Here is an 11,432-nt window from a genome sequence, read left to right on the forward strand (position 1 = left end):
GTCCCAGTGTAGTGGCGGCCCGCCCCCGCGGGCGGGGGGGCCGCGGGGGCGGGGGTTCTGGCTTGTTCACACGCCCCCCCACCCCCCCCCCCGCCCGGGGGGGGGGGGGGGGGGGCCGGGCCCCCCCCCGGCCCCCGCCCCCGTTTTGCCGCCCCGGAACACGGGCCTCACCGCCCAGGTGTACGCCGCCTTTCCCCGGGCACACGAAGCTCAGCGGAAATATCTCCCAGCGGACATATCAATGGCGCATCGCCGATCCGCCGAAAGAATGAGCTGGGCGACCTTCGCGAAAGGAGCCACAATGAGCGACTCCCTCTGGGGCTATCAGCCGTCGAGCGGCCACACCGCAGGCGCCGATCTGACCGGATATTCGGTCGAGGCCACCGACGGCAGTATCGGAAAAGTCGACAAGAATTCCGACGAGGTGGGTTCGGCCTATCTGCTCGTCGACACCGGAACCTGGATCTTCGGCAAGGACGTCCTGCTGCCCGCGGGCACGGTGAAGCGCATCGACACCGAGGACCGGAAGGTCTACGTCGACCTCACCAAGGAACAGGTCAAGGACTCCCCGGAGTTCGACCGCCACCGGCAGGCCGACGACCCGGGCTACCACGAGCAACTGTCCGCGCACTACCTGGCGTACCGCATCATGTGACCCGGCGTACGCCCCCGAACGGCGGCGGGCCCGGCCCCGAGGAGGGGCCGGTCCCGCCGCCTCGCGCGGGTGTGCCCTACGGAGAAGCGACGCCGGCAACGTGAACTCGCGGCCGTCGGGCCGGCCCCCGGGACCGACCGGAACGGCGTCCCGCCGTCGGGGCAGTGCGGCGAGCCCGCCCCGCCCGGCCTCAACGCGGCAGCTGCCCCTCCCTGTTGATCTCCGTGACGCGGGCCCGCAGCACCACGCCCGGTGACGCCGGCCGCACCGCCTCCGCCGGGCAGTCCCACTCCGGCCCGCCGCCGGGCGGCCGCAGCCGCACGTTCGGCCCTGACCGGCCCGTCACCCGGCCGACCCGCCCGTCCCGCACGTCCACCGCGAACGCGCCCGGCTCGGGCGCTCCCGGCTCGTCTCCCTCACCCGCCATGACCGCTCTCCTTCTCCGCCAGCACCTCGCACAGCCGCAACGCGGTGTCGATGTTGCAGCGGCCCAGGTCGACCAGGGGCGCCGGTTCGTCGCCCGCGCACGAGACCGGGTCGATCCGCAGGGACGGCAGCTTCACCCCGAACTCCGCCAGCCCCTCCCTCAGCTGCTCCACGGCGTCCTCCGCCGTCCGCACGCGGTCCGCCGCCGCCCTGCGCCGCTCCATCGCTTCCATGCCGCACACCTTCCACTCTGAGTGATGGTCATGCATACCCAGCGTGTCCAACGCGCAGTGGGCCCGGAAGAGGCGCGGTTCCGGCAAGCGACCGCTGCGGGATGGTCAGCCCAGCCGGGAGAAGTACCCCCAGCCGCCGGTTCCCACCGACACGCCACCGGTCTCCGCGAAGGGCGCTCCGCCCGGGTGGAAGACCAGGTCGGCGGCGGCCGTAGTGGTCCAGAGGTCGGCGTGCCCGTCGCCGTCGACGTCACCGAGGGAGAGCCCCAGCGGACGGGACGCTCTGGGGAGACTGCCGAGCGCGGTGGGGGCGCCCAGGGTCTTCGTAGCGCTGTCGTAGCCGTACTGCTCGATGGTCCCGTCGGCACCGCGGGCCCAGACCTCCGCCCTGCCGTCCCCGTCCGTGTCACCGGGGGCGAGGACCTCGCGGTCCTTCCACTCCGCAGGGCCGATCCGCACGGCGCCGAAGGACAGCCAGCCGCCGTCCGCCGCCACCCGCCCCCGGTGCAGCCAGAGGCCGGTGGAGCTGGTGGCCAGGACGTCGGGGCCGCCGTCCCCGTCGATGTCGCCCGCCGCGACCGGGGACGCGTGGGCCCAGCCGGTCTCCGACACCTTCATCACCACGCCGGGTTCGAGGTCGCCCGTGCCCGTGTTGCGGTGGAGCAACAGCTGGTCGCCCGTGCGGGCGACCACATCCTCGTCGCCGTCGCCGTCCCAGTCCCCGCGGTGGCTGACCACCGCGCCGTTCCATTCGGGCCCACTGCCGACCACACGGGGGGAGCCGAAGGAGCCCCTGCCCGTTCCCGGGTACAGCCGGAGCGTGCCGTCCTTGCGGACGGCGAGCATATCGGGGCAGAGGTCGCCGGTCAGATCGCCCGGCACCCGCGTGGCGACCCGCTCCAGCGGCTTCGCCTCCGCCCACAGCATCTTGTGGTCCTCCCCGGGAGTCAGGTCGATGTCGGCGGTCCGGGCCCGCGGTTCCGTGAAGTCCCCGCCGCCGAAGAAGGCGTGGTCGTACTTGAGCCGGTAGGTGAACGGCGCCGCACTCGCCCAGGCCGTCGGGGCGTTCCTCCCGGCGTCCGCCTCGACGAACGGCCCCGTGCCGCACAGCCCCGACCGCAGGGGGACGAGTGCGGAGTGGCCGGGCACCGCGTTGAAGTCCCCGGTGACCAGGGCCGGCGAACCCGCCGCCCACCGCTCCATGTTCCGCAGCACCACCGGCGTCCCGTTCGACGGCAGCGAGGTGCCCAGATGGACTCCGCAGGCGAGGGTGGTCCGGCCGCCGATCGGGCCCTTCGCGCACAGCACCCACCGCTGCCGCGGGAGGGAGGTCTCGTCGGGGTTGACCAGGGCCCGGTACGGCGTGAAGTCCGCGGCCTCGCCCTTGACGAACAGCGCCTGGCCGAACTTCGTCGAGCTGCCGCCCCAGCGCCCGCACCCCTCGGGCTCCTGCTCGCCGGCCCACACCGGGGTGTAGCCGACGAGCACCTGCCGCAGGGCCTCGTACTGGCCGGTGCATATCTCCTGAAGCGCGATCACATCGGCGGGCCCGCCCTCGGCGTTCATCCGCGACCGGAACTTCGCCACCCAGGTGTCGGCGCTGTCCACGACGTTCTGGCAGGTGTGCGCGCCGCACGCGTTGTACGAGACGGTACGCACCGGTGCCGGCCCGGCGGGGTCGGCGGCCACGTGGTGCCCGCTCCCCGCCACCGCCCCCACCAGCAGGGCCGTTCCGACAGCCACCCGGGTTGCCGCGCTGCCGCGGAGTCTGCGCAGGACTCTCAAGGTATTCGTCCTCACCTGTGAAGATCGAGTGATGAATGAGCGGTCATCGTAAGGGGGTCCGCTTCGGGGCAGCGGGCACGCGCGGTGCCCCCGGCCGTCGGTCCGCGCTCTCCCGAGAGCCCCCGCGACCGCACTCCTGGAAGCGCTCTCAGCCTTGTCGGCGCCCGGCGCTAGGCTGTAGACGAATCCGGCGGCGACACCGAGCACGCACACAGCACCACGCAGCGCACCCACGTGCGCACCCGCACCAGCACGGGTATCGCCGCCCCCGTCGACGAGGAGCGACCGCCTTGCCCGAGCAGTCCCCCGGGTCCCGGCCCACTCTGGAAGCCGTCGCCGCACACGCGGGGGTGTCCCGGGCCACCGCCTCCCGGGTCGTCAACGGGGGCGCCGGGGTCCGCAAGCCGCTCGTGGACAAGGTGCGCAAGGCGGTCGACGAGCTGGGCTACATCCCCAATCACGCGGCCAGGACGCTGGTGACCCGGCGGACGGGGGCGGTGGCCGTCGTCATCGCGGAGCCGGAGATACGGATCTTCTCGGACCCCTTCTTCTCCCAGCAGATCCGGGGCATCAGCAAGGAACTGACCGCTCACGACACCCAGCTCGTCCTGCTGCTGGTGGAGGGGCCCGGCGACTTCGACCGGATCGCGCGGTATCTGTCCGGCGGACACGTCGACGGGGCGCTGGCGTTCTCCCTGCACACCGACGACCCGCTGCCCGCGATCACCCGGCGGGCGGGGATTCCCACGGTGTACGGGGGCCGGCCCAGCTGGACCGCCGACCCCGGCGCCCAGGCCGTCCCGTATGTCGACGCGGACAACCGGGGCGGGGCGCGGGTGGCCGTGCGGCATCTGAAGGACCTCGGGCGGGAGCGGATCGCGCACATCGGCGGCCCTCCCGACCAGACCTCGGCGGTGGACCGCTTCGACGGCTACCGGGACATCTTGCTGGACGTGGACCCGACGCTCGTCGCCGAGGGCGCGTTCACCGTGGAGAGCGGGGCGCGCGCGATGGCGGAGCTGCTGGAGCGGCGGCCCGATCTGGACGCGGTGTTCGCGGCGAACGACCTGATGGCGTCGGGTGCGTTGCGCGTCCTGCGGGAGCGCGGGGTGGCCGTGCCGGAGCAGGTGGCGATCGTCGGGTTCGACGACATGGACTCGGTGGCCGAGACGACCGATCCGCCGCTGACCACCGTCAGCCAGGACATCGAGGGGCAGGGCCGCCTGATGGCCCGCCTGCTGCTGCGCGGCCTGGACCGGGACCGTACGGGCAGCGGCACGGCCCCCGACTCGGTGATCACCCCGACGACCCTCGTGCGGCGGGCCTCGGCCTGAGACCCCGGGGCGCGCGGAAGTGCGGCGGGGCCTCCGCCCGAAGGGCCCGCGCGGCACAGGAGTACGTCGGGCTCCGCCCGAAGAGCCCGCGCGCGGCACAGAAGTGCGGCGGACCTCCGCCCTGAGGAGCCGGAGACCCGCCGCACCGGTCGTGCCCGTACGCACGTGTCCTTGTCCTCACACGTACGTACGGATGTCGCCGCTTATCCGCAGCCCGCCGCGGGCCGGGCGCTCGCCACGCGTCCGCGGCCCGCCGCCGGTCCGCAGCTCGCGTCGCCCCGGTACGGGATCACGCGTCAGGCCCGTACGGGATCTTCAGGACGGCCGCGTCCGTGCCGGTCTGCACCTGGGACGTGCCGTTGCCGAGCGCGTTCCAGATCTCCAGGCGCACCGTGCCGCCCCTGAGTTCGCCCAGGCTTCCGGTGACGGCCTGCGTGCCGGACGCGTGCGTGTACTCCTCCCAGCCGTTGACCGGGTCGGTCGCGAAGTAGCGGAAGGTCTCGGTCCGGTCGAAGGCGCCGTCGCCGGTGAGGTCGTAGCTGACCCGGACCTGCGGGGCGTGCCCGACCCTCGTTCCCGCGTCCACCCGGAGGCGGAACGTGGTGGCCGCGCCCGGCGTGACCTTGCCGTTGACCTGCTTGACCTGGTAGACGGTCGGGCGGTACGGGGTGCCGTCCCGGTTGACGCCGTCGGCCGAGGCGATGGAGTCCGCGCCCGCCGGGTCGGTGGTGGCGGTGGTGAGGACCCCGCCGCTCTTGAGGCGGAAGGTGTTGCCGGTGGACGGGCCCGGCTCGTCCGGGTCGGGGTCCGGTTCGCCGCCGCCGGCGCCCGTACCGGTGGCCGTCGAACGGGCCGGGACGGACAGGGACTTGCCGTCGGAGAAGGTGACCGTACGGGTGGTGGAGCCGTGGTTGTGCGCGGTGTAGGTACGCGTGCCGTTCTTGGTGAAGACGGCGGAGGTGGGCAGGTCGCCGCTGACCGTCATATCGGGCGCGCCGACCGTGTTCAGGGTGTTGATCCAGTGGTAGGTGTGCGCCTTGGACTCACCCTGCTCCGGCTCGTAGTTCCCGTTCACACCGTCCCACTTGGCCTTCGCCGCCGCCGGATCGGACAGCGCCTCGAACTCCCAGAGCAGGTCGCGCCACTCCTGGGCGGGTCCGCCGTTCTCGCGCTCCATCTCGGCGATGTTCCGCTTGATGGCGGCCTTCTCGCGGGCCAGGTGGAGTGAACCGCCGGTCACCGGAAGGACGTTGATGCCGTGGATCTCCTCCGGGTTGGCGGTCCACCAGGTGGAGTACGCGCCGCCGCTGCCCCAGACCATGCCGACCGTGTCGTGGCCGAAGGAGGCGGGGAAGACCTGCTGCGAGGCGTCGAACCAGTACTGCGTGATCGCCTCGGACTCGGTGGTCAGCAGGAAACTGCCGAGGTCCCGGAGGGCGGTGTCGCCGGTGGCGGCGCCCCAGAGGACGAGCCCCGCACTGAGGTTGATGGACTCGGAGGAGGACTCCTGGTTGTTGCCGGCCGCGAAGCCCTGGTGGCCGGAGGCCCAGCTGTGGCCGGCGTACACGTCGAAGCCGCGCAGGAAGGGGTAGGCGGAGTCGGTGCGGCTGGGGTTGGCCGCGTCGCGCACCAGGTGCTTGACCATCGAGCCCCACGCGGAGTCGGCGGCCCACGCCTGGTCGTACTGGGCGATGATCGCCGCCGCGTAGACGTAGTAGCTGTAGTGGAAGTGGTGGTCGTTCAGTTCGGTGTCGCTGCCGTACGAGGCCGGGTAGCCGGTGAGGGTCTTCCAGTCCCTGTCGTAGCTGAACTCACTGGCCCCGCCCGCCGTGAACCACTCCTGGAGCCGGCCCTTCATCAGGCCGAGGAGCTTGTCGCGGGTGGCGGTCTGGCCGATCTGGTCGGCGACGGGCACCAGTTGGGCGAGGCGGCCGAGCGCCTTGCCGGTCCAGTAGGTGTCCGCGGCCCCCGAGAACGGGTCGGAGGCGTTCGCGACCTCGTTGAGATAGCCGGTCAGCCGGGCCTTGTCGACACCGCTGGACGCGGGCAGCGCGGGGACGACGCCGTTGTTCTTCTGGCTGGTGGTGAAGGAGGCGGACTCGCGCACCTTCATCGTGCCGCGCGGTGACACGTACGTGTAAGGGGTCAGCGCGTCGGTGGTGTGCAGCCACTGGTGGCGGTAGAGGGCCTGGAGCGCGCCGCGCTCGGAGCCCTCCTTGGCCTCGGTCGTCAGGCTGTAGGTGGCCTTCACCGTGCCGCCGGTGGACTGCCAGGCCACCTGGGAGCCGGTGACGAAGCTGAACGCGTACTTCCGGTAGGTCGCCAGCGCGTCCCTGGACGGCAGGACGGCGAGGGAGAAGTAGTCCTTCCCGCCGAGGCCCGCGGTGATCGTGGAGCCGGAGACGTTCCAGTCGCTGCCGGTCGGGGCGAAGAGGGCGTAGTGGTGCCCGGCGACGGTGATGCCGAGGACGTTGCCGTTGTCCGAGAAGACGGTGGGCGCGGAGGCCGTCGTGACGCGGGCGTCTCCGCCGGAGCCCTTGGCGTACACGAAGGGCATGCCGTGGCCGATGGTGGCCCGGAAGGTGCGGGAGCCGTCCGCCCAGTAGGGCGTGACCGTCCAGTCGGACCAGGAGTCGGCCTTGGTATCGGGCGAGTTGAGGCCGCTGAGGCCGACGGTGAGGTCGGCCTTGTGGGCGTACTCGTACTGCCGGCCGTCGCCGACGATCGCGGGTGTGGTCGGGTAGCCGACCTCCAGGCCGGACGCCTTGGCCTGGTAGGTGAGGGGGTGGCCGTACATGGGGGTGCTGTACGGGTTGTCGCCGTAGCGCTGGTAGGCGAGCGAGGACCACCAGTCGTTGGTCGGGACCGGCTTGTCCCGCGCGGCGGCGGTGACCTTCGGCGTGATGGGCGCGCCGGTGTTGGTGGTCGGGCCCGAGGTACCGGCGGGGCGGGTGTCGCTGTAGCTGCCGGCGCCGGCGGGGATGGTGGCGGCGGCAGCGGGGGAAGCGGCGGGCCCCAGGCCCACGGCGGCCACGGCGATGGCGAGGAGTGACGCCGCAGCGGGTCTGGAGGCGAGTCTGGAGAGGGAGGTTCGCACGAGCAGCACCTCGATCATGGGGGGGGAAGAGCGCGTTCGAGAGCGCTCTCACGTGTCAAGGAACGTAAAACTCCTGAAACGTAAGTGTCAAGAGAACGCACACAGACAGCAGTTGGGTGGCCGCCGGACGTAACCCCAAGCTGTTATGTGTTCGAGTCTTGACGGGGCGGGGGTGGTGGGGGACGCTCCAGACGCAGGTCTGAGAGCGCTCTCAAAGCGCTCGGTTCATCCCGAAGCCAAGGGAGGCTTCCCATGCCCATCGCCCGAGCCGCCAAGAGAGCCACCGCCCGCCTCGGCGCGGTCGTCCTCGCCGGGGCCCTCCTCGCCGCCTGTGGATCCAGCGACTCGTCGGACTCCTCCGACAGCGCGGGCGGAAAGGTCACGCTCACCGTCGACCTCTTCGGGTCCTTCGGCTTCAAGGAGGCCGGCCTGTACGAGGAGTACCAGAAGCTCAACCCGAACGTGACGATCAAGCAGAGCGACACCCAGGACGAGGCGGACTACTGGAAGTCGCTCCAGACCCGCCTGGCGGGCGGCGGCGGTCTCGCGGACGTGCAGGGCGTCGAGGTGGGCCGCATCGCGTCGGTCACCCAGCAGCAGGCCGACAAGTTCCAGGACCTGAAGGAATTCGGGGCGGACAAACTCAAGGACGAGTTCGCCGAGGCCAAGTGGTCGGCGGCGACCACCGAGGACGGCAAGATCCTCGGCCTCGGGACGGACGTCGGCCCCGAGGCGATGTGCTACCGCACGGACCTCTTCAAGGAGGCCGGGCTGCCCACCGACCGCGAGGAGCTCGCGAAGAAGTGGGCCACGTGGGACGGCTACCTGGAGCTGGGCAAGCAGTACAAGAAGAAGGCTCCCGCCAAGAGCGCCTGGCTGGACAGCGTCGGCTCCCTCTACGGGATCATGATCGGCCAGGAGAAGGAGCGGTACTACGACGCCTCCGGCGAGCTGATCTACGAGAAGAACCCGGCGGTCAAGGAAGCCTGGGACACCTCCGTCGAGGCCGCCGAGGCGGGCCTGAGCGCCAAGCTCGACCAGTGGTCCCCGCAGTGGAACCAGGCGTTCTCGGCCGGTTCGTTCGCGACGATCCCCTGCCCGGCCTGGATGCTCGGCTACGTCAAGGGCCAGGCCGGTGACGCGGGCAAGGGCAAGTGGGACATCGCCAAGCTGCCCGGCGGCGCCGGCAACTGGGGCGGTTCGTACCTCTCGATCCCGCGCGCGGCCAAGCACAAGAAGGAGGCGTACGCGCTCATCGAGTGGCTGACCGCCCCCGAGCAGCAGGCGAAGGTCTTCCAGAAGCAGGGCAACTTCCCCTCCTCGACCGGTGCCATCGAGACGATCGCGGACGCGAAGGACGAGTACTTCTCGGGCGCCCCCATCGGCCAGATCTTCGGTGACGCGGCCAAGGCGTCCCCGGTCCAGGTGCTGGGTGTGCACGACCAGAACGTGATGCAGCAGATCACGAACGCGCTGAGCGAGGTCGAGCGCAAGGGGACGTCGTCGGACAAGGCATGGGAGACGGCGAAGAAGGGCGTGGACAACGTGATCGGCTGACGCCGCTCGCCGCCCCGCCCCTCCTCCTTCCCCCCGGCCTCACCGCCGCTTCCTCTCCTCCCCTCCTCCCCCCGGCCTCACCGCCCTCCTCTCCCGTCCCCTTCTCTCCTCCCTCCTCCGTGCCGCTTCCCCTCCCCTTCTCCCCCTCCTCTCCCAGGGGCCGGTCCGCCCGCGCGTCGCGGACGGGCCGGCCCCGGCCCCGTACCCCTGGCTCCATCGCCAGCCCGCTCCCGATCCCGAAGGGCCGCACCGTGTCCCTCACCGCCACCGCGAAGGCCGGGCCCCGCCCGTCCGGATCCGGGCCCGGCCCCGACGACGGCCGGGCCGCCGCCCTCCGGCGCACCTGGCGCAAGGCATCCCCGTACGCCTATATCGCCCCCTTCTTCACCCTGTTCCTGGCCTTCGGGCTCTTCCCGCTCCTCTACACGGCGTTCGTCTCCCTCTACCGGGTCGAACTCCAGACGAGCGGCGAGATGGAGTGGCGGGGCATCGCCAACTACACGGCGCTGTTCACCGACGACTACTTCTGGATCTCGCTGCGCAACACGTTCACCATCGGCGTGCTGTCCACGGTCCCGCAGCTCGCGATGGCGCTCGGACTGGCCCATCTGCTCAACTACAAGCTGCGCGGCCGGACCTTCATCCGGACCGCGATCCTGCTCCCGTACGCGACGTCCGTCGCCGCCGCGACGCTCGTGTTCGCGCAGCTCTTCGGCCGCGACTTCGGGCTGATCAACTACGTGATCGGGCTGGTCGGCTTCGACCCGGTGGACTGGCAGACCGGCACGGTCGCCTCGCAGATCGCGGTCTCCAGCATCGTGATCTGGCGCTGGACCGGGTACAACGCGCTCATCTACCTGGCGGGGATGCAGTCGATCCCGCACGAGCTGTACGAGGCGGCGGAGATGGACGGGGCGTCGCGGTGGCGGCAGTTCATCCACGTCACCCTCCCCGGACTGCGGCCGACGATCGTCTTCACGGTGATCATCTCAACGATCGGCGCGACACAGCTCTTCGGCGAGCCGCTGCTGTTCGAGGGGTCGATCTCCGGCGGCATCTCGCACCAGTACCAGACCCTCGGCCTGTACATGTACGAGCAGGGCTGGGGCTTCTTCCACCTGGGCCGGGCCGCGGCCATCGCCTGGGTGATGTTCGTCCTGATCGTGGTGCTCGTCGGGGCCAACGCCCTGCTCGTGCGCCGCCGTGCACGCAAGGAGGCCGGCCGATGACCGCGCTCGCCGCACCGCCGACCGCGCCCCGGAAGGGCCGCCCGCCGCAGGACCCGCCCGGAAAGCGCCCCCGGTTCCGCAAGGGCGGTGGCGGGGCGGGCCGGACGATGAAGGGCGGCTGGCTCTCCTACCTCGTCCTCGGCTTCGCGGTGCTGATCTCGGCGTTCCCGTTCTACTGGACGATCGTCGCGGCCAGCCGGTCCAACGCCGACCTGGCCCAGGTGCCGCCGAGCCTGCTTCCCGGCCCCAACCTGATCAAGAACTTCGACGCGGTCCTCGAAGAGGCCGACATCGGCAAGGCCCTGCTGAACTCGCTGATCGTGTCCGGCTCGATCACCATCGGCACGGTCCTGTGCTGCACACTGGCCGGATTCGCCTTCGCCAAACTGAAGTTCCGAGGCCGGGGCGCGCTGCTGACGCTGACGATCGGCACGATGATGATCCCGCCGCAGCTCGGCGTGATCCCCCTCTTCATGCTGATCGCCGAACTCCAGTGGGTGAACCAGCTCCAGGCGGTGATCCTGCCGGGCCTGGTGTCGGCGTTCGGGGTGTTCTTCATGCGCCAGTACCTGGTGCAGTCGCTGCCGGACGAGCTGATCGAGGCGGCCCGGGTGGACGGGGCGTCGACGGCCCGGATCTTCTGGTCGATCGTGATCCCGATCGCGCGGCCCGGGATGGCGGTGCTCGGGATGCTCACGTTCATGACCGCGTGGAACGACTTCTTCTGGCCGATCATCGCGCTGTCCTCGCAGGAGCCGACCGTGCAGGTCGCGCTGCGCCAGCTCGGCGGCGGCTATGTCAACGACCAGTCCGTGATCATGGCCGGCACGCTGATGGGCACGCTGCCGGTGCTGCTGGTCTTCGGCCTGCTGGGCCGGCAGATCGTCGGCGGGATCATGCAGGGCGCGGTCAAGGGCTGACGCCCGGACCGGACCGGACCGGTCCGGCCGAGTCCGAGGCCGTCACCGGCTGCCCCCCCGGGTCGGGTCCGGGACGACGGCGGCGGCGACGGGCTGACACGAACGGCGGGTCCGGGCCCGCGACCGGCTGCCCCCCACGCCCCCGGGCCCCCGGCCGCCCCCGGCTGACCCGCGCACTGCTGGACCCCCGACCGCC

9 protein-coding genes are annotated in these 11,432 nt (G+C 71.5%); 5 read left to right on the forward strand and 4 right to left on the reverse strand.

The genetic code is table 11. The annotated features are described in order from the left end of the window. The first annotated feature begins 301 nt into the window (after positions 1–301). Positions 302–655 carry a PRC-barrel domain-containing protein gene (locus tag ACIQMU_RS10880; RefSeq protein WP_352239517.1) on the forward strand — a complete coding sequence of 118 codons (354 nt, stop codon included), beginning with the start codon at positions 302–304 and terminating at the stop codon, positions 653–655. A gap of 190 nt (positions 656–845) precedes the next feature. On the opposite strand, the gene ACIQMU_RS10885 is transcribed toward ACIQMU_RS10880, so the two are convergent. The 3 genes from ACIQMU_RS10885 to ACIQMU_RS10895 all read right to left on the reverse strand — a co-directional run bounded on the left by ACIQMU_RS10885 (position 846) and on the right by ACIQMU_RS10895 (position 3,057). Next, on the reverse strand, positions 846–1,082 hold the full coding sequence (locus ACIQMU_RS10885) for a hypothetical protein (protein ID WP_352239518.1): 237 nt from the start codon (positions 1,080–1,082) through the stop codon (positions 846–848). Then, positions 1,072–1,314 carry a hypothetical protein gene (locus tag ACIQMU_RS10890; protein WP_352239519.1) on the reverse strand — a complete coding sequence of 81 codons (243 nt, stop codon included), beginning with the start codon at positions 1,312–1,314 and terminating at the stop codon, positions 1,072–1,074. The genes ACIQMU_RS10885 and ACIQMU_RS10890 overlap by 11 nt, the downstream gene beginning before the upstream one ends. 105 nt (positions 1,315–1,419) lie before the next feature. Continuing rightward, complete coding sequence (locus ACIQMU_RS10895) at positions 1,420–3,057, reverse strand: FG-GAP-like repeat-containing protein (protein ID WP_402688678.1); 1,638 nt, start codon at positions 3,055–3,057, stop codon at positions 1,420–1,422. 332 nt (positions 3,058–3,389) lie between these two features. On the opposite strand from ACIQMU_RS10895, the gene ACIQMU_RS10900 reads away from it, so the two are divergent. Further along, a complete protein-coding gene (locus ACIQMU_RS10900; RefSeq protein ID WP_402688679.1) occupies positions 3,390–4,433 on the forward strand; it encodes a LacI family DNA-binding transcriptional regulator in 1,044 nt (347 codons plus the stop codon). A 289-nt stretch (positions 4,434–4,722) separates the two neighbouring features. Here the strand turns inward: ACIQMU_RS10900 and ACIQMU_RS10905 are convergent, their stop codons facing one another. After that, positions 4,723–7,548 (reverse strand): glycosyl hydrolase, encoded by a 2,826-nt coding sequence (locus ACIQMU_RS10905; protein WP_402688680.1) that lies wholly within the window; start codon positions 7,546–7,548, stop codon positions 4,723–4,725. A 234-nt stretch (positions 7,549–7,782) separates the two neighbouring features. Between ACIQMU_RS10905 and ACIQMU_RS10910 the strand changes: the two genes are divergently transcribed. The 3 genes from ACIQMU_RS10910 (at position 7,783) to ACIQMU_RS10920 (ending at position 11,236) form a co-directional block, all read left to right on the forward strand. Beyond that, positions 7,783–9,087, forward strand: coding sequence for an extracellular solute-binding protein (locus ACIQMU_RS10910; RefSeq protein WP_352239522.1), 1,305 nt, complete (start codon positions 7,783–7,785; stop codon positions 9,085–9,087). 251 nt (positions 9,088–9,338) lie between these two features. Beyond that, complete coding sequence (locus ACIQMU_RS10915) at positions 9,339–10,316, forward strand: sugar ABC transporter permease (RefSeq protein ID WP_352239523.1); 978 nt, start codon at positions 9,339–9,341, stop codon at positions 10,314–10,316. After that, positions 10,313–11,236: a carbohydrate ABC transporter permease gene (locus ACIQMU_RS10920; protein WP_402688681.1), complete on the forward strand. Its 924-nt coding sequence runs from the start codon at positions 10,313–10,315 to the stop codon at positions 11,234–11,236. Before ACIQMU_RS10915 ends, ACIQMU_RS10920 begins: the two co-directional genes overlap by 4 nt. Positions 11,237–11,432: the final 196 nt, after the last annotated feature.

It is taken from the genome of Streptomyces sp. NPDC091649 (assembly GCF_044756785.1).
GTDB lineage: Bacteria > Actinomycetota > Actinomycetes > Streptomycetales > Streptomycetaceae > Streptomyces.